This is a genomic window from Haemophilus sp. SZY H8, assembly GCF_018829755.1.
Taxonomy (GTDB): domain Bacteria; phylum Pseudomonadota; class Gammaproteobacteria; order Enterobacterales; family Pasteurellaceae; genus Haemophilus; species Haemophilus haemolyticus_K.
In genome coordinates, this window is the sequence record NZ_JAHKJY010000002.1 from 350,257 (window position 1) to 375,938 (window position 25,682).

Consider the following 25,682-nt stretch of genomic DNA (forward strand, 5'->3'; position numbering starts at 1 on the left):
CCTATATAAAAATTATAGACGTAAAAAATCATTAAATAACGCAAACGCTGTTAATGTTAGCAACAACGCCGCACCAATTCGATAACAGACATTTTGTACCTGTTCAGAAATAGGTTTTCCTTTTATTGCTTCAACTGCAAGAAAAACCAAATGGCCACCATCTAACACAGGCAATGGAAATAGATTCATAATACCCAAATTAACACTGACTAATGCCATAAAACTCAAAAAATAAATGAATCCAATACTTGATGATGCTCCCGCACCTTTAGCAATAGAAATTGGCCCACTTAAATTATTTAATGACAAATCACCGCTAATCAGTTTTCCTAATACTTTTAATGTTAAAAGAGAAAGCTGAGTTGTTTTTTCAATACCTTTTTGAACTGATTCAAGAATACCATATTTTAACTCTGTGCGGTACTCATCACCTAATTTTATAAAAGTAGGACTCACGCCTACAAACCATTTTCCACTCTGATTACGCACTGGACTGATAATTTTGTCAAGCGTTTCCCCATTACGTTCAACTTTAATAGAAAAAGATTCGCCTTGTTCGACCTGTTTTATAAAATCTTGCCAAGTAAGTGCGGTTAAATTTTCTTTTAAAATTTTATCACCGATTTGTAAACCTGCTTTCTCAGCGGGAGAACCTTGAACAACTTTAGAAAGCACCATTTCCACTTTAGGACGCATAGGCATAATGCCTAATGCCTCAAACGAACTTTCTTTTTCAGGATCAAAAGTCCAATTTGTAAGATTTAAAGTTCGTTGTTGTTCAATATTGGAACCAAAAGAAGAAAGGGTAATCTCAACATTAGGCTCCCCCATTTTTGTGGCAAGTAGCATATTGATGGTTTCCCAATCTTGAGTTTTTTCGCCATCAACCGCTAGAATTTGTGTATTAGGTTCAATGTGCGCTTGTGCAGCGATTGAACTTGGCGTTATCGATTCAATTACAGGTTTAACACTTGGCATTCCATAAAGGTAGATGACCCAATAGGCAAAAATCGCGAAAATAAAATTCGCCAAAGGGCCTGCAATAATCACAAATGCGCGTTGTAATACGCTTTTACTGTCAAATGCTTGTGGCTTTTGTTCAACTGGAACCTCTTCATTGCGTCCATCAAGCATTTTTACATAGCCGCCTAAAGGAATCATTGAAACCGCAAATTCTGTACCATGCTTATCAATACGTTTCCAAATGACTTTACCAAAGCCAATTGAAAAACGATGGACTTTTATACCGCACTTTCTAGCAGCCCAAAAGTGACCATATTCGTGAACGGATACTAATACCGCAATAGCAATGATAAAAGAACCTAGCGACCACAAAAATGACATTCAAAATCCTTATAACACAAAGAAATAGAAGTAGCTGAAAAAAGGTACCGCGGCAGTCAAGCTATCAATACGATCTAATACACCACCATGACCAGGAATCAATTGGCTGCTGTCTTTCACACCAGACTCACGTTTAAACATGCTTTCAGTTAAATCACCCAATACCGAAATTGCAACTGTTGCAACGGAAAGGATAACGAATCCAGTGATATTTCGCTCACCAACTAAAGCATCACCAAAGAAATGAATAAACACAAAAGCAAGCACTAACGCAGTAATTAAACCACCAGCAACGCCTTCCCAGCTTTTACCCGGTGAAACTTTTGGCGCAAGTTTACGTTTACCAAATGCGCGTCCGCTAAAATAAGCGCCTGAATCAGCTGCCCAAACAAGCACAAACACGTAAAGTAATAAAAATAAGCCGTGATAAGGATCATGGGTATAGTGTTCTAAACGTAAACGTAATACCCCCGCTATAAATGGGATTAAAGTAGAAAAGGCAAATAAAAGCTGTAAAAGAGGATTTTTAGACCAAAATTTAGCTGATTGAGGATAACTCACCACAAGCAATAAAGCTAAAATCCACCAACCAACAGCGTTCATCAATAGAAGCTGAAGATGCTGTTCAAACACACGACCTGCATCTAAATAGTTGCTCTCAGTGTAGAGCCATAAAAAAATAAAAGCACCTAAAAAAGCAGCAACACAAAAACGTGCTAAAGGCTGTTTAAGGCGAGCAAACTGAGTCCATTCCCAAACACCTAAAGTCGCTACTGCCCCTAAAGCGAGGGCAAAATAAAAAGGCGTGAATAAAAATAGCGCACATAACACCGCTGCGATTAACACAATGGCAGATAAAACTCGTTGTTTAAGCATAATTTTAATCCATTTATTGAATTATTCTGTCCCACCAAAACGGCGATGACGTTGTTGATAACAGGCGATGGCACGGTTAAATTCCGCCTCATCAAAATCTGGCCACAGCACATCGGAAAAATAAAGTTCCGCATATGCAATTTGCCATAATAAAAAATTACTAATTCGTTGTTCACCACTGGTACGAATCAACAGATCTACTGGTGGTTCATCTTGTGTAACCAAATGACGCTGAAAAGCAATTTCATCAATCTCTTCAACGCTCATTTCATTATTTTTTACTTTTTCTGCGAGTTGTTTTGTCGCTTGTACAATATCCCAACAACCGCCATAATTTGCCGCAATATTGAGCGTAAGTGCGGTATTTTTTTCTGTTAAATTTTCCGCTTTTGAAATTTTTTCTTGCAAAGATTCACTAAAACGAGATACATCGCCAATAATTTTCAGGCGAATATTATTTTTATGTAATTTTTTTACTTCGCGATCTAAAGCTTGCATAAAAAGCGTCATTAACGCGCTGACTTCTTGCTCTGGTCGATTCCAATTTTCGCTGCTAAAGGCATAAAGTGTAAGAAAATTTACTCCAGTTTGGCGAGCATAACTTACCGCTCTGCGAACTGCAGATACGCCATTGGTATGGCCAAAAATACGCATTTTATTTTTCTGTTTAGCCCACCGACCATTACCATCCATAATAATGGCAACGTGTTTTGGAATATTGTTTTGATCGAGTTCTATCATTATTTTTATTATAAAAAGATCCCTATAAATTCGGCTGTGAACTATATCATAAGTTGTATTTGCTTGCTATGGATTAGCGGGCCCTAATCTACACTTTATTTTTTACATAATTCATTTTTATAATAAATAAAAATAAGAAAAACGAAGAATTTATGTCTGCGATTGAACAAAATAAAGACGGTATTAGATTAAGAATATTCTTACAGCCAAAAGCCAGTAAAGATCATATTGCTGGCATTCACAATGATGAATTAAAAATTACCATTACTGCACCACCCATTGATGGTCAAGCAAATGCGCATTTATTGAAATTTTTAAGTAAATCCTTCAAAGTACCCAAAAGCAGTATTATTTTAGAAAAAGGGGAATTGAGCCGACACAAACAAGTTTGGATTCCTGAACCCAAATTAATTCCAAAAGAAATTCAAAATCTATTGTAAAAACAAAGAAAAAATCACCGCACTTTGGACTCTCAAGCTATCAATTTATGCCGTTTTACGGTATTCTATGCCACATTTTCTATTGTCAAAATACTGCAAAAGTGCGGTTAAAATTTAAGGTGATTTTATGCAAGAACAATATCGCCCCGATATGATCGAACCAAAGGTTCAACAATATTGGGCAGAAAATAAAGTTTTCAAAGCAATCAAAGACGAATCTAAAGAAAAATATTACTGTCTTTCTATGTTCCCGTATCCTTCTGGTCGCCTACATATGGGGCACGTGCGTAACTACACTATTGGTGATGTAATTTCTCGTTATCAACGCATGCTAGGCAAAAACGTATTACAACCATTTGGTTGGGATGCTTTCGGCTTACCGGCAGAAGGTGCTGCGATCAAAAACAAAACTGCACCTGCTAAATGGACATACGAAAACATTGCCTACATGAAAAAACAACTTCAGCTTTTAGGTTTTGGTTTCGACTGGGATCGTGAAATCGCAACCTGTAAACCAGAATACTACAAATGGGAACAATGGTTCTTCACTGAGCTTTACAAAAAAGGCTTAGTGTATAAAAAAACCTCAACCGTAAACTGGTGTCCGAATGATGAAACCGTACTTGCAAACGAGCAAGTACACGAAGGTTGTTGCTGGCGTTGTGATACACCTGTTGAACAAAAAGAAATCCCACAATGGTTTATCAAAATTACTGACTACGCAGAGCAATTATTAGGTGGTTTAAATACCCTTCCACAATGGCCAGACATGGTAAAAACTATGCAACGTAACTGGATCGGTCGTTCTGAAGGGGTAGAAATTACTTTTGATGTTGCAGATACCAACGAAAAAGTAGCGGTTTACACCACGCGTCCAGATACCTTTTACGGCGTGAGTTATTTAGGCATTGCGGCAGCACATCCATTAGCAAGTTTGGCTGCTCAAAACAATCCCGAATTAGCCGCCTTTATCCAAGAAGCGAAAAACGCCAAAGTAGCAGAAGCTGATCTTGCAACAATGGAGAAAAAAGGAATGGCAACGGGCTTGTTTGCCATTCATCCATTGACGGGGGAAAAATTACCAATTTGGGTTGCGAATTTCGTGTTAATGCACTATGGCACAGGTGCTGTCATGGCGGTTCCTGCACACGACCAACGTGACTTTGAATTTGCTCAAAAATACAGTTTGCCAATTAAACAAGTGATCGCACCTCTTGCAGATGAAGAAATTGATTTAACCAAACAAGCTTTCGTTGAGCACGGTAAATTAGTGAACTCAGCTGAGTTTGATGGTTTAGATTTTGATGGCGCTTTCAATGGCATTGCAGATAAATTAGAAAAATTAGGTGTTGGAAAACGTCAAGTGAATTACCGTTTACGTGACTGGGGTGTTTCTCGCCAACGTTATTGGGGGGCGCCAATTCCTATGCTAACCCTTGAAAATGGCGATGTAGTACCTGCACCAATGGAAGATTTACCTATTATTCTTCCTGAAGATGTGGTAATGGATGGCGTGAAAAGCCCAATTAAAGCTGATCCTAACTGGGCAAAAACAACGCTTAACGGTGCACCAGCATTCAAAGAAACGGATACCTTTGATACCTTTATGGAATCCTCTTGGTATTACGCTCGCTACACTTGTCCACAATATCAAAATGGCATGCTTGATGCGGAAGAAGCAAACTATTGGTTACCAGTGGATCAATATATCGGTGGTATTGAACACGCAACAATGCACTTGCTCTACTTCCGTTTCTTCCACAAATTATTACGCGATGCGGGATTTGTAACCAGTGACGAGCCAGCCGATAAATTATTGTGTCAAGGTATGGTGCTTGCAGATGCCTTCTACTACACAAGTCCAACCAATGAGCGTATTTGGGTAAGCCCAACTCAAGTGACCCTTGAGCGTGATGAGAAAGGTCGCATCATTAAAGCCACCGATCCTGAAGGGCGTGAATTAGTCCACAGTGGCATGACCAAAATGTCGAAATCGAAAAATAACGGTATTGACCCACAAGAAATGGTAGAAAAATATGGTGCCGATACTGTTCGTCTGTTCATGATGTTTGCCTCTCCAGCAGAAATGACCTTGGAATGGCAAGAATCTGGCGTAGAAGGTGCGAAACGTTTCTTAGGGCGTGTTTGGAATTTGGTATATCAATATCAACAAAACCCAGCAAAAACTAGCCTAGATATCACCGCACTTTCAGCAGCGCAAAAAGCGCTTCGTCGTGAAGTACATAAAACGATTGCGAAAGTGAGCGATGATATTGGTCGCCGTCAAACATTTAATACTGCGATTGCAGCAGTAATGGAGTTGATGAATAAACTCACTAAGGCTTCCTTAGAAAGTGATCAAGATCGTGCTGTCATGGCGGAAGCATTAAGTGCAGTTGTTCGTATGCTTTATCCAATTACACCACATATCTGCTTTGAATTATGGCAAGCGCTAGGAAATGAAAGCAACATCGATACCGCTGAATGGGTGAAGGCTGATGAAGCCGCAATGGTAGAAGATGAAAAACTCATTGTAGTGCAAGTAAATGGCAAAGTTCGTGGAAAAGTGACTGTTCCTGCAACATCTTCAGAAGAAGAAATTAAAGCAGCAGCTAAAGCAGATCCTAATGTTGCAAAATTCCTTGATGGAAAAGAAATTCTTAAAGAGATCTATATTCCATTAAAAATGTTGAATTTTGTGGTTAAACCATAATCCGTAGAATCTGTGGAATATTGATATTTCACAGATTCTATCTTTATTAGTGTATGGATTTTAAATTTGTACACTCCACAATAAAGGTAATTTTTATGATTAAATCAATCAAAGTAGTGTTTATTGTAGCAGGTTTTACCGCGCTTTCTGCTTGCGGCTGGCATTTTCAAAACGGTACATTAATTCCACAAGAATTACGTACTCTTACATTTGAAAGCCCCGATCCATACAGCGAAATGTCAGTAGCGATGCGCAATCAGTTACAAGCGAATAATGTTCAACTCGTCAATTCTACTCAAGGCATTCCTGTTTTGCGCATAAATAAATTCCGCACAAATGATGAAGTTGCCTCCGTCTTTAAACGCGGACGCGAAGCTGAAAAAGTATTGATGTTAGAAGTGGAAGCTAGCATTCGTTTAGCGAATGGTGAAAGCCATCCAATCACGGCAAAAGTCAACCGCACTTTCTTTGATAACTCTCGCGCAGCATTAGCTAAATCTAGCGAACGAGAAGTAATTTGGAATGATATGCGGGAACAAGCTGCTCGTCAGCTCATTACTAAAATGGTTGCATTAGAAAAACAAGTGAAAAACAAATAATGAATCGCATCGTCCCTGAGCAACTCAATCAACATCTTTCCCAACGTTTAGCCAAAGTTTACTTTTTGGTAGGACAAGATCCATTGTTACTGAGTGAAAGTGAAGATGCCATTTATAAAACAGCCAACCAACAAGGATTCGATGAGAAAAATAACATTCAGATTGATAGTCAAACTGACTGGGCACAACTCATAGAATCCTGTCAGTCCATGGGATTGTTTTTTAATAAACAAGTCATGGTATTAAATTTACCTGAAAATTTCACCGCACTTTTACAGAAAAATCTGCAAGAATTTATTTCGGTTCTACATGACGATATCTTGCTGATTTTACAAATTGCAAAGCTAGCAAAAGCAAATGAAAACCAAGCATGGTTTGTTGAACTAAACCAATATGAAACCAATGCGATTCTTGTAAATTGTCAAACACCTACAGCAGAAAATCTCCCTCGTTGGGTAAAAAATCGTATCAAAGCGATGGAATTAGAAGCTGATGATGAAGCAATTCAACAACTTTGTTACAGTTATGAGAATAACCTGCTTGCGCTCAAACAAGCTCTTCAGCTTTTAGATTTGCTCTATTCTGATCATAAACTTAACTACAATCGTGTTATTAGCGTAGTAGAACAATCCTCAATTTTTACACCATTTCAATGGATTGATGCTTTGTTAATGGGAAAAGCAAATCGCGCTAAACGTATTTTAAAAGGGTTACAAGCTGAAGATGTACAACCTGTTATTTTATTACGCACACTACAGCGAGAATTATTTACGTTGCTTGAACTCACAAAACCACAGCAACGTATTATGACAACGGAAAAACTTCCAACTCAACAAATTAAGCTTGAATTTGACCGTCTAAAAATCTGGCAAAATCGCCGACCGCTCTTTTTAAGTGCGATTCAACGTTTAACCTACCAAAAGCTCTACGAAATTATTCAAGAGCTCGCCAATATAGAACGTCTTGCTAAGCAAGAATTTAGAGATGAAGTGTGGATTAAACTTGCTGATTTATCTGTAAAAATTTGTTTGTAGAGCACTATTTTTCAGCCGTGAATTCACATTCTTTGCAATCAATAGATTAAAAATAAACCCCAGCTAAAAACTGGGGTTTATTTTAAAGAGAATTATTTGTTTCATTCAGTAATCGCTGAATTAATTTTGCATTAGCGGGAGGAAACTGTCCTGCATCTAATGCACGTTGCTCAACCCAAAAACCTTCTTGCCCTTCTCGCCCAAAAGGCTCACCAATCCATTCATCTACGACATAAAAGAAAAAAGAAATAATCTTTGTTGGATATTCAAATTGGAAGCGCTCGTAAAGTTGAGCATTTAATACCACAATGCCAATTTCCTCTTCCAGTTCACGTTTTAAAGCCTGTTCTGGGGTTTCCCGCGCATCCACTTTTCCACCTGGAAATTCTAAAGATTGCGCAAAATCCTGTCCTTCTAAACGCTGCGTTAAATAGATCTGACCAAACTCATTACGAATAATACCTGCAGAAACTTGTATAATTTTTTTATCCATTTCTTCTATCCAATAGCATCTATGAAAAAAGTGCGGTGAAAAATCACCGCACTTTGGCCAATCATTAATGGCGAGCAGCACGACTACCATGACAATGCTTATATTTTTTACCCGAACCACAAGGACAAGGCTCATTGCGTCCAATGCGACGATCTGAATAATCTTCAGAATCTGAATTTTGGATTGCCTGACCATTTTCATCCACAGGTAAATTATTTTGATTGATACGAGCAGCCATCTCCTGACGAGCTCGTTCAGCTTCTTCCATTTCTTCTTGAGTACGCACACGTACACGCGTTAAAGTCGTGATAACATGGTGTTTTAAAGAATCCAGCATTTCCGTAAACATACGGAAAGATTCTTTTTTATACTCTTGTTTTGGATCTTTTTGCGCATAGCCACGTAAATGAATACCTTGGCGTAAATAATCCATCGCCGCTAAGTGCTCTTTCCAAAGCTCATCTAAGGTTTGTAACATGACACCTTTTTCAAAGTTACGCATGGTTTCTTCACCAGCCAGCGCTTCTTTTTCTTTATATTCTTTTTCGGCGACTTCTACGATGCGTTCACGCAAGTTTTCTTCGTGCAGATTATTATCTTCTTCCAGCCAATGAGAAATTGGTAATTCCATACCAAACTCTTGAGCTAAGCGTTCTTCAAGCCCTTTAATATCCCATTGTTCTTCCAAAGATTGCGGTGGAATATATTGATCAATCACGTTATTAAATACATCGTGGCGGATGGCGTTGATAGTTTCAGAAATATCATCATTATCAAGCAAATAATTGCGTTGCTCATAAATTGCATGACGTTGGTCATTTGCAACATCATCATATTCAAGTAGGTTTTTACGGCCATCGAAATGGAAAGCCTCAACTTTTGCTTGAGCAGATGCAATCACTTTCGCCAACATTTTCGATTCCATAGCCTCACCAGGCACGGTGAACGCTTTACGCATTAAATTGAGTTTACCTTCATTCAAATAAATGCGCATTAAGCCGTCCTCCAAAGAAAGGTAGAAACGAGAAGATCCTGGGTCACCTTGACGACCAGAACGACCACGCAACTGGTTATCGATACGGCGAGATTCATGACGCTCCGTACCGATAATATGCAAACCACCTGCTTTCATTACAATCTCGTGGTTCTTTTCCCACTCAGCTTTAAGCGCTTCAATTTGTTCTTGAGTTGGATTTTCTAATTTGGCAGCCTGCGCTTTCCAGTTACCACCAAGGATAATATCCGTACCGCGCCCCGCCATATTCGTTGCGATAGTCACCGCACCAGGATAACCCGCTTCTGCCACGATTTCCGCTTCTTGTTGGTGGAATTTCGCATTCAACACATTGTGTTTGATACCCGCTTTATCTAAAGCCTTAGATAACTCTTCCGATTTTTCTACTGAAATCGTCCCCACTAATACTGGTTGCTGGCGTTCTACACAATCTTTGATATCTTCAATAATCGCATTAAATTTATATTGTTCATTTTCAAACATCACATCTGTGCGATCATCACGAATCATTGGGCGGTTTGTTGGAATCACAACGGTTTCCAATCCGTAAATTTGTTGGAACTCAAACGCTTCGGTATCCGCAGTCCCCGTCATACCCGCAAGACGCTCATATAAACGGAAGTAGTTTTGGTAAGAAATTGACGCAACAGTTTGGTTTTCGCTCTTAATTTCAACCCCTTCTTTTGCCTCAATAGCTTGGTGTAAACCATCTGACCAGCGACGCCCTGCCATTGTTCGACCAGTATGTTCATCAACAATCACGATTTCACCATCTTTCACAATGTAATCGACATCTTTTTCAAACAATGTGTGTGCACGCAAGGCAGCCATAACATGATGAAGCAATACAATTCGACCTGGAGAATACAAAGAATCACCTTCAGGCATTAAACCTTGCGCAATCAACCAATCTTCCACTTTTTCTTGGCCACGTTCCGTTAAATGTGCCTGTTTAGATTTAAGATCTAAAGTAAAGTCCCCTTCGCCTTGATATTCTTCTGTATCTTCTTTTTCCTGTTTAATTAAGTTTGGAATCAGTTTATTGACTGCAATATAAAGCGCAGAACTGTCTTCCGCTTGACCAGAAATAATCAATGGCGTACGGGCTTCATCAATTAAGATGGAATCTACTTCATCCACCAGCGCATACCCTAAAGTACGTTGGAAACGCTCTTCTTTTGAGTGAGCTAAGTTGTCACGTAAGTAGTCAAAACCAAGTTCACTATTGGTTGCATAAGTAATATCTGCTGCATAAGCGGCACGTTTTTCTTCCGGCGGTAAACCAGGAATATTTACGCCTACACTCATGCCCAAAAATTCAAATAACGGACGGTTGGTTTCTGCGTCTCGGCGAGCAAGATAATCATTCACCGTCACAACATGAACGCCTTTACCTTCAAGTGCGATTAAATAACAAGGCAAAGTCGCCGTTAATGTTTTACCTTCACCAGTACGCATTTCTGCGATACAGCGGTTAGTCAATACCATTCCGCCAATAAGCTGAACATCAAAATGTCTCATACCAAGCACGCGCTTACTTGCTTCACGTACCGTTGCGAATGCTTCTGGTAAAATTTGTTGCAAAGTTTCGCCCGCACTTAAACGTTGACGGAATTCATCTGTTTTTGCACGAAGTTGTTCATCTGTGAGGGCTTCAAACTCAGGTTCTAATTTATTGATTTTTGCAACTTGTTTTCTTAATTTACGTAAAATACGGTCGTTACGGCTGCCAAAAATTTTCGTTAAAATGCTCATAATTTCTCTTTTTAAATATATAAGTTAAATAGTTAAATGCGTATGAAATACTTTATTTCATGCACAATAATTTTTTAAAAATATCGCTATTTCAATAGCAATATTCTTTACAGAAAACAGAAAATTAAATAAGCAAAGGGCCTGCTCGAATTGGCGCACTAGGATTCAACACTTCAACCAAAAAGTGCGGTTGAATTTTAAGTTGTTTTTCAGTTTGGTGGGAAATTGAAGGTTGAGGAATGGCTTGTCGTTGCACTTCACGTGCAACTTTTACCGTCTCTAACGCTTGTTGAATGGAAACACTTGAAGAATAATTTTCTGCATTATTTTGATTTTCAAAACTTTGTGCGTTAGGCAAAGCAAAAATCGCGATGATACTTAAAAGTAATCGCGACCAAAAATTCGGTTTGACAGTGCCTGAAATCATCATCTCGTTGTTTATTATGAAAATTGCGTGTATTGTAGCGGAAATCTAAACTAATGTCATTTACTGGGGGCAGACTTTATGGAAAACAAGGCTGAGCGTTATCAAAAAGCAGTCAATATTATGGATGTGCTTGAGCAATCGCCCTTTGCCAAAATAATGAAAAAAGGTCTTGCTATCAATGAACTGAATCAAAAATTTAACCGCATTTTTCCACAGGAATTTCACGGCAAATTTCGTATTGGTTCCGTTAACGGTAATAGTCTTTTTTTAGAAGTATCGAATGCAATAGTGCGTCAAGGAATCTTATTTCGTCAAACTGAACTTATAAAATTAATTCAAGAGGATTTTCCACAAATCATAAAATTGGATATCGTTATAAACCCTGAGCTATCAAAAATTATACCTTAAAAATCGCAATCAACTCTCTTACTTTTACTCGTTTTTCTGAGCTCTGGCTAATCGAGCGTTGTACTTTCACACGTTTAAATTTAGCCCCCTTATAAATTTCTCGGGTAAATTTGGTATCGTGGTTAGATATTAAAACCGAAATTTGTTTTTCTTTTTGTGTAAATTTTGCGAGTTCAGCTAAAATGAGTTGATGCTCACAACTAAACTCATTACCCGCATAGCTCGTAAAATTTGAATCCTGCAGTAAGGGAGCATAAGGTGGATCGCAGTAAATCACCGAATCTTTATCAGCTAATGCAAATGTTTGCTGAAAATCGCTACATAAAAATATTGCACTTTGTGCCTTATGTGCAAAATAACGTAACTCGTCCTCTGGGAAATAATGCGTTTTATATGCGCCAAAAGGCACATTAAATTCATTTCTGCTGTTATAACGGCATAGTCCATTAAACCCAAAGCGATTTAAGTAGAGAAAAAGTACAGATCGTTCAAAAGGATCAGTTGAAGCATTAAATTGGCGACGTTTGTCATAGTAGTAATCAGGATCATTCGCATTAGGGGCAAAAAAAATGGTTTTACAAGCCTCAATGTAAACATCTACATTTTCTTTCACTATATTAAAAAGATTAATTAAATCAGGATTAATATCAGCCAAAATATAGCGCTCAAAATTCGAGTTTAAAAAAACGGCCCCTGCTCCGACGAACGGTTCAATAAGACATTGTTTTCTCTTAGGAAAGATATTATTAATTTCATCTGTTAAACGAAACTTCCCACCAGCCCATTTCAAAAATGGACGGTGTTTAAGTTTCGGTTTTAGGGAATGTTTTTTTGGACGTAACATCTTAGTCCATTTGGGTACAACGCTTAATAGCGTTTAACACAAGATCCTTATCAGTATCAGTTACTATATAAGCTTGACCTAGTGATTTAAGTAACACCAGACGCAACTTACCTGCTAGAACTTTTTTATCTCGCATCATATGCGGTAAATAGTCCTCCGGCTGCATCGAATCCGGTGATAAGGTGGGCAAATTAGCGCGTGCGAGTAATTTTTCTAAGCGTGAAACATCTGCTACAGAAATATCACCCAACTGCTCGGAAAGCGCGGCTGCCATCATCATTCCGGTAGATACCGCTTCACCATGGAGCCAGTTACCATAGCCGAGATGAGTTTCAATCGCATGTCCAAAGGTATGACCAAGATTAAGTAAAGCTCGATCACCTTTTTCTGTTTCATCACGAGCAACTACATCCGCTTTAATTTGACAGCAACGAGCAATACAATGTTGTAGGGATTCGTTATTTAATGCAACAAGCTCATCAATATGAGCTTCAAGCCATTCAAAAAATTCGTAATCTAAAATTGCGCCATATTTTATTACTTCAGCCAACCCTGCATTTACTTCACGTTTTGGTAACGTGCCAAGAGTATGCGTATCAATAATAACCATAGAGGGCTGATAAAATGCACCGATCATATTTTTCCCAAGTTCATGATTCACTGCTGTTTTTCCTCCAACAGAAGAATCCACTTGGGAAAGTAAAGTGGTTGGAATTTGAATTAATCGTACTCCTCGTTGATAACTGGCTGCGGCAAATCCTGCCACATCACCAATCACACCACCACCTAGTGCTATAATTGTTGTATCACGCCCATGATTACCTTGTAAAAGCGCAGTAAAAATTAAATTTAAGGATTCAAGCGTTTTATACTTCTCACCATCGGGCAAAAGAACATGATCGACTTCGCATCCGCGTTTTTTTAGCGCAAATGTTACCGTATCTAAGTAAAACTGTGCAACCGTGGGATTCGTCACAATCATCACGCGCTCTCCTCGCTTAACCGGATAACTGCGTTCATCTTGCAATAGTCCATTACCAATTAAAATTGGGTAACGACGCTCCTGTAATTCCACGTTTACGCACAGCATAAATTTATCCTTAGACACACTTAAAGTGCGCCATTTAATCCATTCATATTATCGATGAGTTCAACAATCTGGTTTACCATTACTTTGGCATTTTGCTCATCTGTAGGTAGGGTGATGTCAGCTACTTCCTCATAAAGTGGATTACGAATTTTTGCCAACTCTTCCAATACTTGACGAGGATCTTCTGCGCCTTGCAACAGCGGACGTTTTTTGTCACGCTGAGTACGTTGAAATTGTTTTTCTACAGTAGTTTCTAAATAAATTACAATACCACGTGCAGATAAATAATTACGGCTATCTTTAGAAAGCACTGCTCCTCCACCAGTAGACAGGACAATCCCCTGCATTTGAGTGAGTTCGTTAAGAATACGTTCTTCACGTTTGCGGAAGCCCTCTTCGCCTTCCAGATCAAAAATCCAGCTAATATCTGCGCCAGCACGTTCTTCAATTACAGCATCCGAATCAACAAAATCCATATTTAACTGTTGCGCTAACTGACGACCAATCGTGCTTTTTCCTGCCCCCATTGGCCCGACTAAAAAAATATTACGTTTTTCCGCCATTGTTCTTATCTAATTTAAAGGTGAAATAAAAATCTAATCTTTCTAACAAAAAATAAACAAGCCAAAATAAACTTCAGCAGTTAAAAAGATTTTCCCGAAATGGTTTAAATTATCGCAATAAATCCCCCTATTTTTCAACCTTTTGAGGGAATTTATTTTCTTTAACGAAAAAGGAAAATAAAATAGCGGTGAAATTTACAACGCTTCTAACTTAAATGTATGCTAAACGCTGACGCACAATTTCAAATAAACATACCCCTGTTGCGACAGATACATTTAATGATGAAACTGAACCAGCCATTGGAATGCTAATCAGTTGATCGCAATGTTCACGCGTTAAACGACGCATTCCTTCGCCTTCAGCTCCCATAACAAGTGCTAGTGGCCCTGTCAGTTTGCTTTGATAAATGGTTTCAGTGGCTTCGCCAGCAGTGCCAACCACCCAAATATTATGATTTTGCTGTAAATCGCGTAGTGTGCGAGAAAGATTGGTTACACGAATTAACGGTACGGTTTCTGCAGCACCACAAGCAACTTTACGCGCGATAGATGTTAATTGTGCCGATTTATCTTTCGGTACGATCACGGCTGCTGCGCCCGCTGCATCAGCTGTTCGCAAACATGCTCCTAAGTTGTGTGGATCCGTCACACCATCCAAAACTAATAAAAGCGGATTTTGTTTATTCGCAAGAATTTCATCAAGATCATTTTCATTAAGTTCTTTTGCCGCTTGTACTCGAGCAATGACACCCTGATGAACCTCACCATCGGCTTTTTTATCAAGTGTTTGTCGATTAACGAATTGCACACCAATTCCTAGGGAATAAAGCTCATTTAAGAGTGGCTGTAGACGTTTATCTTCACGGCCTTTAAGCACGAAGACTTCAATTAAACGTTCTGGTGAATGGGTTAAAATACTATTAACAGCATGAATGCCATAGATTTGTTCTGACATAAATTTCTCTTTTTCTTATTTGAATTTTTAATTCATTCTTAAAATAGGAAGTGAATTATTTTCGTTTTCTAGATGTTTTCTTCGAAACTTCTTTCTTTTTTACCGCACTTTTCCGTTTTTTGGATGCTTTAGACGGTAGCTCTTTAAAGACTTTCTTGGCTTTTTCTTTCGCGGTTTTTCCAGCTCGACGAGGTTTACGTTCACTCCCCATCAGCGAGAAATCGACCATTTTATTTTCTAAATGTACTGCTTCAACTTTGATGCGAACTTTATCGCCTAAGCGATATTGTATTCCGCTATTTTCTCCAATTAAACGCTGTTTTGTTGCATCGAATTGGTAATAATCGTTTTCTAAGGTGGAAATATGGACTAAACCATCGATGAATAAGTCATCTAAGCGTACAAATAAACCAAATCCAGTCACAGATGAAATAACACCGCTAAATTCACCGCCAACATGATCTTGCATATATTCGCATTTCAACCAATCTGCCACTTCACGAGTTGCGTCGTCAGCACGGCGTTCCGTCATTGAACAGTGATTGCCAAGTAAATCCATTTCATCAAAAGAGTAATGATAACCGCCAGTATCAGTTGTTTTACGTTTTGCTCCTTGTTCTTTAGCGAGTAAATACTTGATGCCTCGATGAAGTGTTAAGTCTGGATAACGGCGAATTGGCGAAGTAAAGTGTGCATACTCTTCCAAAGCCAAACCAAAGTGCCCAATATTATCAGCATGATAGACAGCTTGGCTTAATGAACGTAGCAACATTGTTTGAATAAGTTCATGATCAGGTCGTTCTTTAACTTTTTCTAAGAGCGCAGCATAGTCTTTTGTGGTTGGTTTTAATCCGCCTTCTAAAGTTAAACCAAACTCACTTAAGAAAGTGCGGAACGATGTTAATTTTTCTTCGCTCGGGGTGGCATGAATACGATATAACGCAGGCTCTTTATGTTTTTCCATAAAATTGGCTGCTGCGATATTCGCAAGAATCATACATTCCTCAATGATTTTGTGGGCATCGTTACGAATAACGGGTTCAATGCGCTCGATTCGCCCCATTGCATTGAAAATAAACTTAGTTTCAATGGTTTCAAAATCGATCGCACCACGTTGATGACGTGCACTAAGCAAAGCTTGATAGAGTTTATAAAGTTCTTCTAAATGAGGCACAAGCGTAGAATAACGAGTGCGTAATTCCTCATCGCCTTCAAGCATTTTTGCTACTTTGGTATAAGTGAGGCGGGCATGAGAATTCATCACTGCTTCATAAAAGCGATAATCTGTGAGCTTACCTTTGGCAGAAATTTGCATCTCACACACCATACACAAGCGATCCACTTGTGGGTTCAGAGAGCATAAGCCGTTGGATAAAATTTCAGGTAACATTGGTACAACTCGGTTCGGAAAATAGACTGAGTTACCACGATTATGCGCTTCCACATCCAAAGCAGAACGTAAACGTACGTAATAACTGACATCAGCAATCGCGACCCAAAGTTTCCAGCCTTTGCCGTGTTTTTCACAATAAACGGCATCGTCAAAATCGCGAGCATCTTCACCATCAATGGTCACAAGCGGTAAATTGCGTAAATCCACACGACCCTTTTTTGCTTCTTCAGGGACTTCTTCAGTGAATTTTTTGACGTATTTTTCCACTGCACTTGGAAACTTATGGGGGATATCGTGGTTACGCAAGGCGATTTCCACTTCCATTCCTTTCGCCATATTATCGCCTAGGATCTCAGTGATTACGCCTATTGGCTGGTTAAAACTGGCTGAACGTTCTTGCAATTCGACAACCACAACTTGTCCCATGCGAGCGCCATTACGATGTTCATTAGGCACGAGAATATCTCGGCCAATTCTGCTGTCATCAGGTACCACATAGCTAAAACCGTTTTCTAAGAAAAAGCGACCCACAATTTGTTTTTTAGGGCTTTCTAATACGCGCACAATTCGCACTTCTCGGCGACCACGACGATCTAATCCAGCAGGTTGCGCTAAGACAAAATCCCCATGCATGACTCTTTGCATTTGATGGTTCGGAATGAATAAATCATCTTTTTTGCCATCGACCTGTAAAAAACCGAAACCTTCGCGATGACCAATTACCGAGCCTTTAAATAAATCTAATTTTTCTGGTAAGGCATAGCGTTTACGTTTGGTGAACACTAATTGGCCGTCATTTTCCATCGCTCGTAATCGGCGACGCATCGCTTCTATTTGATCTTCATTTCGAATGGAAAGTGCGGTCAAAATTTCATCCCGATTCATCGGTGCATTATTGTCTCGAATAACGCTTAAAATAAATTCACGGCTCGGGATTGGATTACCGTATTTTTCCAATTCTCGTTTGTAATGCGGATCTTGGTTGATTAAGTTTTTACGTTTTTTTGTCATTATTTTTTACAGTTTTAAAAAGTTCGGAGAGTTTGACACTGTAAGGGGGATAATGCAAGGAAAAGAAAATCTGCACTCGTGATGAGTGCAGATAGAAAGTGACTTAAGCCGATTTTTTGGTAAAGCCAATATAGGCACAGAATATAAATCCAAGAACTAAAGCGTAAGGGGTGAATTCACCAATGCCAGAGCCTGAAGCTGCAAGGCTTAAACGATGCGCAGCAGCTGCACCTAAAAGCATACCAAGCACAAAAATAGCGGAGTCATTATCGCCTTCACCAAGATGAACTAAATGTTTGCCTGGGCAACCACCGCCAAGGGCGAAGCACAAGCCGCAAAGTGCCATGCCGAGGAAGTTCCAAAGATATTGATTATGTGCACCAGGTTGTTGTTCAAAACCTAAATGGAATTGACCAAGTAAAGCATTGGTAATAGCAGCAAATACCACTAAAGCGATGACACCGTTCAATAACGAAGAATCACGGAATAGAATAAAATTACGGAATGCGCCAATTGAGCAGAAACGTGATTTTTGCATTAATACGCCTATGATTAGCCCGCCTGCTAAAGATAATGCCCAAAATGCATGTTGTGCGCCGGGGCCTTTTTGTGAGAAATAAAGGGGTAAACCTTCGCCAAAACTAAATTGTGTGATAACGCCAATAAGTAATAAACCCGCGATAATGACAGAAATCCACCCTGTAACAGGGGCTTGTTCTTTTGCTTTACCGAGAGAAAAACCTCGATTGCTAAAGAAGATTCCACCTAGTACACCGACAAATAAACCGACAATACCAGCAATCGCAGATAAATCGCCACCGCCTAAACGCAAATATGCACGCCATGGACAACCTAAGAATGTTAGGGCACCAATCATGGCAAATGCCCCTAAAATTAAGCGAATAAATGGCGATGAACCACCACGAGCACGGAATTCTTTTGCAAATAATGCACTCACTAACGCACCGAAAATTAATCCGATGAGCTCGGGGCGGATGTATTGAAGTGGAGCGGCTTGATGTAAGCCAATGGAGCCAGCTGTATCGCGTAAGAAACAGGCTGCGCAGAATCCCATATTGCCGGGATTTCCGCTATAAGTAAGTAGTGGAGCGATGATACCAAGTGCAGCACCTGCAACCACAGGCCATTTTGATCCTTTCATAATGAAACCCTTGTGATATCTAAAGTTAAACTAAATTGTGTACTTTCGAATACTCGAAAAGCACGTTCATTTTAATCTAAGAAGTTAAATGGTAAAGAATGTTTTGATGAAAAGATGAGATAAATCAAAAATTTGCTACGAAAAAAAAGTGCGGTAAAATTTTTATTGATTGTCGTAATGAAAATAAAAGATCTATACTAACTGCGTTCACTTTTTACTCGGAAGATACTATGACAGAACGTTCAGCCAATATCATTACCCACGATCCTTTTGGTAGCTTGCTTGGATATGCGCCTGGTGGCGTGGCAATTTATTCCTCAGATTATAATACTGCAGATGATAAAGAGTTCCCGAATGATGCTTCATTCCGGAGTTATCTAGGGCGAGAATATATGGGCTATAAATGGCAGTGTGTGGAATTTGCACGTCGTTATTTATATCTCAATCATGGTGTTGTGTTTGCCGATGTTGGTATGGCGTACGAGATCTTTTCTTTACGTTTTTTACGCCAAGTGGTGAACGATGCCTTGTTGCCCTTGCAGGCATTTTCTAATGGTTGTAAACGTAAACCTCTAGCAGGCTCCTTATTAATTTGGCAAGAAGGGGGCGAATTTAAACACACGGGGCATGTGGCAATTATCACCGAGGTTTTGCCTGATAGCGTTCGAATCGCCGAGCAAAATGTGATTCATTCTCGCTTGCCGAGTGGTCAGCAATGGACGCGTGAATTGCCGATGATTGTTTCAGAACAAGGCTATTTTCTACAAGATACTTTCGATGATACAACAATTCTTGGCTGGATGATTCAAACAAATGATACTGAATTTTCAGAGCCTCAACCTTTCCCAAAATCCACCGCACTTCAGTTACAAGCTCATCATGTTGACAATCACGGTCAATTTAATGGGAAATGGTTAAATGAAAATGAGCCATTTGATGCAGCATATATTAAGGCAATGAGCGGACATAAAGTGAGCCATTCTGATCAGTATTGCTATTTTGCTATGTCTGAAAGTGCTCAACAAGAATTGATTCACGCCACTAATGAACTGCATTTAATGTATTTACATGCGACAGACAAGGTACTTAAAGATGATAACCTGTTACAGTATTTTAATATTCCGAAGCTCCTTTGGCCACGCTTAAGACTTTCTTGGCAAAATCGCCGTTATCAGACGATTACAGGTCGTTTAGATTTCTGTATGAGTGAACGAGGTTTGAAAGTCTATGAATATAATGCTGACTCAGCTTCTTGCCATGCAGAAGCAGGCGATATTATGAATCGTTGGGCAAAACAAGCTGGTGGCGTATTGGGGGAAAATCCATCAGATGGTTTGCGTAATGCGTTAGCTGATTGTTGGCAACATAGCCAAGCCTCAAAATTAGTTCATATTCTGCAAGATCACGATGATGAAGAAGATTATCATGCCATGTTTATGCAACAGGCATTAGTACAGGCGGGATTTCAAGCCAAAATTATTCATGGCACAGAAGGATTACATTGGGATAATCGTGGTCGCCTGATTGATGATGAAAATAACCAAGTTCAAACTGTTTGGAAAACCTGGGCGTGGGAAACCATGCTGGAACAACTTCGTGAAGATGCAACAGGAATGGAAGTCGCTCCACCTATTCGCACAGGTTATCCTGAAGATAAAGTGCGGTTAATTGACGTACTACTCCGCCCAGAAGTGTTGGTTTATGAACCACTTTGGACGGCAATTCCAAGTAATAAGGCGATTTTGCCTGTGCTTTGGTCTTTATTCCCTAATCATCGTTATTTGTTAGAGGCAAGTTTTCATCTCACACCAGACTTAATCCAAAACGGCTACGCACAAAAACCAATTGCAGGTCGCCGAGGTGATAATGTTAAATTGATTGGTGAAAATAATTCCATGTTAGACACAACCGATGGACAGTTTGGTCAGCAAGATAGTATTTATCAACAACTTTGGTGCTTACCACAAGTGGAAGATCAATATTTGCAAGTCTGTACTTTTACTGTTGGAGGACATTATGGCGGCACTTGCTTACGTTCCGATTCAAGTCGTGTCATCATGGGGAATAGTGATATGCAGCCTTTGAGAGTGTTGAAGGATAAAGCATTCTTTGAACAATAAAAGAGCAATCGAATCATTTCACAGAAGTGAATTGACTTATTTGTGTGCATTATTGGTTTAAATCTATTACTATCGGGGAATAATTTCAAAAATTCTGCAGACTTTCACTGCACTTTACTCAATTTTATTTTCTCTAAAGATTAGCACAAGGATCTCCTATTTTATGAGGAACCTTTAATGCATCAAATTAATTTGTTTCGTCCAACACTTTTGGCATTAAGTCTTGCTTTTGCGAATTCTTACGCGCAAGCCTCAATTGTACGTAATGATGTGGACTACCAATTCTTCCGTGATTTTGCTGAAAATAAAGGACAATTTTCAGTCGGATCTAGCAATATTCCCGTTTTTAATAAACAAGGTCAGAAAATTGCAACAGTATTACCCAATTTACCGATGCCTGATTTACATGTGGCAAATAGGGTAAGCGGTATTGCAACTTTGTTTAATCCTCAGTATATCGCCAGTGTAAAACATAACTTAGGTTATGGTTCTGTACAATTTGGTGATAGTGATAATAATTCAGATAGTCATTATTTTAATTATCTTATTACAGATCGAAATAATCATAGCCAGTTGGATTTTCATGCCCCGCGGTTACATAAATTAGTGACCGAAGTCGTACCGATACTTCTAAATAATATTGCTTTTGATAATGCTAAAAAAACAGGACCACGCAATGGTGCTTTTTTAGATAAAAATCGTTATCCGTACTTTGTGCGAGTAGGGTCTGGACGTCAATATTTAAGAAGTAAAGATGGCAAGGAAAAAACGTCTTTAACCTCAGCATACAACTATCTTACAGGTGGTATACCACTTACACCGCGCTCATCAATGGATAATTGGGTGTTATTCAATGGTGATATTTATGATGGATTAGCAACTTATGGTTTGCCTGGTGATAGTGGCTCACCGCTATTTGCTTATGATGCGAAGGAAAAACGCTGGGTATTAGCTGCAGTGTTGTCTACTTTTGCAAATTACGATCGGACTGAGAACATTTATACGATTATTCAACCTGATGTCATAGCACAAGCTTTTAAAAATGATGAGATTCAGATTCCACTTCGCGCTAAAGAGATCCAATGGCGGAATTTAGGTAATGGAGATAGTGTATTAAAAAATGGTGCTGAAAATATTCATGTAGCATTAGAAAGTTCATCTAAAAAATCATTAGATCAAAATACGCAACGCCCTTCTTTAGATAATGGTAAGACTATTCATTTCCAAGGTGGTGATGGTTCAACTCTTATTCTTAAAGATAGTATTAACCAAGGTGCAGGGGCTTTATACTTCAATCAAAATGCCATTGTTCGCGCAGAAAATAATGATACGACTTGGCTAGGAGCGGGAATTGTCGTTAACGGTGATAAAACGGTTCATTGGCGCGTAAAAAACCCTATAAATGACCGTCTGTCAAAATTAGGTTCAGGCACACTTTATATTGATGGTCAAGGCAAAAACCTAGGTGATATTAGTGTAGGTGATGGAACTGTAGTACTTGATCAAAAGTCGTTTAATGGACAGCAGCAAGCCTTTAACCAAGTCGGGATAACAAGTGGTCGAGGAACAGTTATTCTTGCCAATAATAAGCAGGTCAATTCAGACAACATTTACTTTGGTTTCCGAGGTGGGCGATTAGATGTTAATGGAAATTCGCTTACTTTTCATCGTATTCAAAATACTGATGACGGTGCAAAAATTGTCAATAATCACCGCACTTATGCCGCTGAAATTAATGTAATTGGTCGTAATGATGTAACGGCTCAAAACATAGAATGGGTAAAATGGGGAGAGGAACCAACTACTTCATTTGCGCTTTATGAATATAAAAACATCCACAGAAATAACCGATTAGATTATTTCCGTCTAAAAGATGGGAAAAATCCTCGAGCTTATTTCCCTTTGGATATGACAACCACCAATGATTGGGAATTTTTAGGTAACGACAAACAAAAAGTTGTAAGAAATGAGGTTTTAAAAGAAAATTCTAAAAAACGTTTAGATACGTTTAGTGGTTTCCTTGGCGAGTATGATTCTCAACGTTATAACGGTGCGTTAACGTTTAATTACAACCCTAACTATTACAATAGTGTGCTTGTATTGAACGGCGGTACGAATTTAAATGGTAATTTAAACGTATCAGCAGGGCACTTAGTACTTTCAGGTATTCCTACTCCTCACGCTTATGATCATTTAAACAAAAAAGAAGTTATAGATGAAAATAGTTGGATTAATCGCCAATTCAAAGCGCGTGAATTTAATGTTTCAGGCAATGCAAAACTAGAAAGTAGTCGTAATGTAAGCTTATTAGAAGGGAATTTCAACGCTCGACATCAAGCCCAAATTCAGCTAGGTTTTACCCAAGGTAAATCCAATGAATGCATTCGTGAATCTTATACAGGTTACACAGCTTGTTCTGAGAATAAGACTTTAGGGAATTTAGCTTTTAATCGCATGCCTGTTACAGTTGTATTCGGTAACATTGATTTAAAAAATAATAGCCAGCTTAATTTAGGTAAAGCGCATTTAGTTGGGCGTATTAATGCAGCCCCTACGACACAAATTTACTTACAACCTAATAGCCAGTGGTCACTCAACGGAAATAGTACAGTAGGAAATTTAGAGCTTTTACCTAATAGCCAGATCACATTAAATGCCAATTATGATGATGTAAATAAAAACTATCGTGGTTGGATTCAATTTAATGAGTTAACAATTAATGGCAAATTGACGGGGAATGGTCACTTCCGTTTCTTAACGAATGTGGCGGAACGTAGAGGCGATCATATTACAGTAAATGGGCTTGCTTCAGGTTCTTATATCCTTTCTGTAAAAAATACGGGTAAAGAACCTAATGAAGTAAATCCATTAAGCCTTGTTAAATTAAATCATCCAAATCAGCGAATAGGGCAAGCTCGCTTTGCGCTTGAAAATGGTTATGTTGATTTAGGGGCATATCGTTATATTCTAGCTAATCGCAACAATGACTATCGACTATATAACCCATTGCGTGAGGCTGAACAGTCTTTTCAAGGTAGTGAGCAACTTATTGCAAATAGTCAGCGTGAATTTGAGAAAGTACACCAATTACTTAATCAAAAACAACAAGAGCTAAATCGATTAAATGCTCAATACGAGGATGTGAAAGCAAAAGAAAATACTTATAAATCACATGTTGCACGATTGCTTTCAGATATAAACCAAACCAATAATCAAATTGATAATGCTTTTAATGAATACAATCGTACGCCTCGTATCCGTTTTATTAAACGTCGACGATTATATGAGCAATTTACGCAATATAAGTCTAAATTAGAAAATCAACGTAATGAATATCGCAACCTTAATTCTCAAGCAAATTATTATACGCAACAAGTATCTTCGGTACTTAATGGTGTTAATTCGATAAAAAATGAAGTTAATTCACTTTCATCTCAACAAGGTAATTTGCAAGCAGAATTAAATCGTTTACAAGTGGGTTATGCAAATAAAATTGCACAAGCGCAAAAACTTTGCACAGCCCAAGGGCTTTCATCTGATGTATGTCGAAAAGTTGCTAAAGTCGCAAATAATAGTGATCTAGTGGCTTTTGAAGCGGAACTTGATGTAAATATAGAACAAGTAGAATTTGCTCAACAAGCATTAGAACATGCTAAAGCATCAGGTGATGAAAGTGCGGTTCATTTTGCGCAAGAAAATTTAGATCAAGCTATACGTTCTCTCGTTAATGCGCTTGAAGATACTTATGCAACTTTAGGTGATATTAATCATTTCTTAGGTGAGATACCTGAAGATGTGGCAATACCTGTACAGGCTCAATTGATCAGTCGTTATTCCAATACGGCTTTATCAGAGCTTTCTTCAAACGTTAATTCGGTATTACAAATTGGACGAAATTTAGATCGTCATTTATTAAGCCAAGATAAATCGAATGTTTGGGTGAATACGGAAGCAAGTCAGAGAACTTATCGCTCCGACTATAATCGACCATATAAGCAAAATTTAACTTTAACTCAAATCGGTGTAGCACAGGCATTAAATTCGAATATGCAAATTGGTGCGGTGCTTTCTCATTCTCGTGCGAATAATGAGTTTGATGAAAATGTATCGGGTACAAGCCGACTAACAGGCATAAATGGTTTTGTTAAAGGCGAGTGGAATAATGGTGTCTTTGCAAGTTTTGACTTAGGTTATGGACGCAGCCGTAACAATGTAAAATTTGACGAAGAAAACAAAACGTTCCACCGTAATATTTTTAGTGCAGGTGGAAATATTGGGGCTTCTTTAGACTGGGGAATTCACGTCACACCTTCAGTTGGTATGCGCTACTACCGTCTATCTAGCACAAACTACCAATTAGATGGTGCAAATATCAACAGTAAAACGTTATATTTAACTACTTACCGAGCAGGTATAATGTTAGATAAAACCTTTGATATAAATGGTGTAAAATTCACCCCAACTTTCTCAAGCAATTACTATGATGCCACTCAACAAAAACTTGCCCTTGATGGTATATTAAGTGTCAATGATGTTGCATTAAAACAACAATTCGGACGTTATTTTACTCATGAACTTGGTTTTAATGCGCAGATTAAACAGTGGAATATTAGCACGAATATTGGAATACTTAAGGGATCTGATGTGGCACCACAGAAATTTGCTTCATTAAAGGTCGGTTTTACTTGGTAGCGTTATC

19 protein-coding genes are annotated in these 25,682 nt (G+C 38.7%); 7 read left to right on the top strand and 12 right to left on the bottom strand.

Annotation, left to right across the window (positions count from 1 at the left end):
• Window positions 1-12: 12 nt before the first annotated feature.
• From rseP to uppS, 3 genes are read right to left on the bottom strand one after another with little or no spacing between them, the layout of a single operon-like run.
• Window positions 13-1,344: a sigma E protease regulator RseP gene (rseP, locus tag KKW16_RS04775; protein WP_111407646.1), complete on the bottom strand. Its 1,332-nt coding sequence runs from the start codon at window positions 1,342-1,344 to the stop codon at window positions 13-15.
• 9 nt (window positions 1,345-1,353) lie between these two features.
• Complete coding sequence (locus KKW16_RS04780; protein ID WP_215767986.1) at window positions 1,354-2,220, bottom strand: phosphatidate cytidylyltransferase; 867 nt, start codon at window positions 2,218-2,220, stop codon at window positions 1,354-1,356.
• A 21-nt stretch (window positions 2,221-2,241) separates the two neighbouring features.
• On the bottom strand, window positions 2,242-2,961 hold the full coding sequence (gene uppS / locus KKW16_RS04785; RefSeq protein ID WP_111407648.1) for a polyprenyl diphosphate synthase: 720 nt from the start codon (window positions 2,959-2,961) through the stop codon (window positions 2,242-2,244).
• A 152-nt stretch (window positions 2,962-3,113) separates the two neighbouring features.
• Here uppS and yggU point away from each other — a divergent pair, with 152 nt between their 5' ends.
• From yggU to holA, 4 genes are all read left to right on the top strand, one after another.
• The gene (yggU, locus tag KKW16_RS04790; RefSeq protein WP_111407649.1) at window positions 3,114-3,401 is read left to right on the top strand and encodes a DUF167 family protein YggU; all 288 of its coding nucleotides are present in this window, start codon (window positions 3,114-3,116) and stop codon (window positions 3,399-3,401) included.
• Window positions 3,402-3,528: 127 nt separating this feature from the next.
• Window positions 3,529-6,114 (top strand): leucine--tRNA ligase, encoded by a 2,586-nt coding sequence (gene leuS / locus KKW16_RS04795; RefSeq protein WP_111407650.1) that lies wholly within the window; start codon window positions 3,529-3,531, stop codon window positions 6,112-6,114.
• A gap of 95 nt (window positions 6,115-6,209) precedes the next feature.
• A complete protein-coding gene (locus KKW16_RS04800; protein ID WP_111407651.1) occupies window positions 6,210-6,713 on the top strand; it encodes an LPS-assembly lipoprotein LptE in 504 nt (167 codons plus the stop codon).
• Window positions 6,713-7,747 carry a DNA polymerase III subunit delta gene (gene holA, locus KKW16_RS04805; RefSeq protein ID WP_111407652.1) on the top strand — a complete coding sequence of 345 codons (1,035 nt, stop codon included), beginning with the start codon at window positions 6,713-6,715 and terminating at the stop codon, window positions 7,745-7,747. The genes KKW16_RS04800 and holA overlap by 1 nt, the downstream gene beginning before the upstream one ends.
• 82 nt (window positions 7,748-7,829) lie before the next feature.
• Here holA and mutT read toward each other — a convergent pair whose 3' ends face one another.
• The 3 genes from mutT to secM all read right to left on the bottom strand — a co-directional run bounded on the left by mutT (window position 7,830) and on the right by secM (window position 11,437).
• Window positions 7,830-8,240, bottom strand: a complete 411-nt coding sequence (gene mutT, locus KKW16_RS04810) for an 8-oxo-dGTP diphosphatase MutT (RefSeq protein ID WP_111407653.1) — start codon at window positions 8,238-8,240, stop codon at window positions 7,830-7,832.
• Between the two features lie 64 nt (window positions 8,241-8,304).
• Entirely contained in the window at window positions 8,305-11,010 is a 2,706-nt protein-coding gene (gene secA / locus KKW16_RS04815) for a preprotein translocase subunit SecA (protein ID WP_111407654.1), read from the bottom strand.
• A 124-nt stretch (window positions 11,011-11,134) separates the two neighbouring features.
• Window positions 11,135-11,437 (bottom strand): secA translation cis-regulator SecM, encoded by a 303-nt coding sequence (secM, locus tag KKW16_RS04820; protein ID WP_048952772.1) that lies wholly within the window; start codon window positions 11,435-11,437, stop codon window positions 11,135-11,137.
• Window positions 11,438-11,515: 78 nt separating this feature from the next.
• On the opposite strand from secM, the gene KKW16_RS04825 reads away from it, so the two are divergent.
• On the top strand, window positions 11,516-11,845 hold the full coding sequence (locus KKW16_RS04825) for a DciA family protein (protein WP_048952771.1): 330 nt from the start codon (window positions 11,516-11,518) through the stop codon (window positions 11,843-11,845).
• On the opposite strand, the gene KKW16_RS04830 is transcribed toward KKW16_RS04825, so the two are convergent.
• From KKW16_RS04830 to yedE, 6 genes are all read right to left on the bottom strand, one after another.
• The gene (locus tag KKW16_RS04830; RefSeq protein WP_111407655.1) at window positions 11,835-12,689 is read right to left on the bottom strand and encodes a Dam family site-specific DNA-(adenine-N6)-methyltransferase; all 855 of its coding nucleotides are present in this window, start codon (window positions 12,687-12,689) and stop codon (window positions 11,835-11,837) included. The two genes, KKW16_RS04825 and KKW16_RS04830, sit on opposite strands and share 11 nt — an antisense overlap.
• A gap of 1 nt (window position 12,690) precedes the next feature.
• The gene (aroB, locus tag KKW16_RS04835) at window positions 12,691-13,779 is read right to left on the bottom strand and encodes a 3-dehydroquinate synthase (RefSeq protein ID WP_048952769.1); all 1,089 of its coding nucleotides are present in this window, start codon (window positions 13,777-13,779) and stop codon (window positions 12,691-12,693) included.
• Window positions 13,780-13,799: 20 nt separating this feature from the next.
• The gene (gene aroK, locus KKW16_RS04840) at window positions 13,800-14,342 is read right to left on the bottom strand and encodes a shikimate kinase AroK (protein WP_048952768.1); all 543 of its coding nucleotides are present in this window, start codon (window positions 14,340-14,342) and stop codon (window positions 13,800-13,802) included.
• A 211-nt stretch (window positions 14,343-14,553) separates the two neighbouring features.
• Window positions 14,554-15,297, bottom strand: coding sequence for a 23S rRNA (guanosine(2251)-2'-O)-methyltransferase RlmB (gene rlmB / locus KKW16_RS04845; protein ID WP_111407656.1), 744 nt, complete (start codon window positions 15,295-15,297; stop codon window positions 14,554-14,556).
• A 55-nt stretch (window positions 15,298-15,352) separates the two neighbouring features.
• Complete coding sequence (gene rnr / locus KKW16_RS04850; protein WP_215767987.1) at window positions 15,353-17,701, bottom strand: ribonuclease R; 2,349 nt, start codon at window positions 17,699-17,701, stop codon at window positions 15,353-15,355.
• A gap of 103 nt (window positions 17,702-17,804) precedes the next feature.
• Window positions 17,805-18,863, bottom strand: coding sequence for a YedE family putative selenium transporter (gene yedE, locus KKW16_RS04855; protein ID WP_048952765.1), 1,059 nt, complete (start codon window positions 18,861-18,863; stop codon window positions 17,805-17,807).
• Between the two features lie 230 nt (window positions 18,864-19,093).
• Here yedE and gss point away from each other — a divergent pair, with 230 nt between their 5' ends.
• Both gss and KKW16_RS04865 read left to right on the top strand, forming a co-directional pair.
• The gene (gss, locus tag KKW16_RS04860) at window positions 19,094-20,983 is read left to right on the top strand and encodes a bifunctional glutathionylspermidine amidase/synthase (protein ID WP_215767988.1); all 1,890 of its coding nucleotides are present in this window, start codon (window positions 19,094-19,096) and stop codon (window positions 20,981-20,983) included.
• Window positions 20,984-21,160: 177 nt separating this feature from the next.
• A complete protein-coding gene (locus KKW16_RS04865; RefSeq protein WP_215767989.1) occupies window positions 21,161-25,675 on the top strand; it encodes a S6 family peptidase in 4,515 nt (1,504 codons plus the stop codon).
• Window positions 25,676-25,682: the final 7 nt, after the last annotated feature.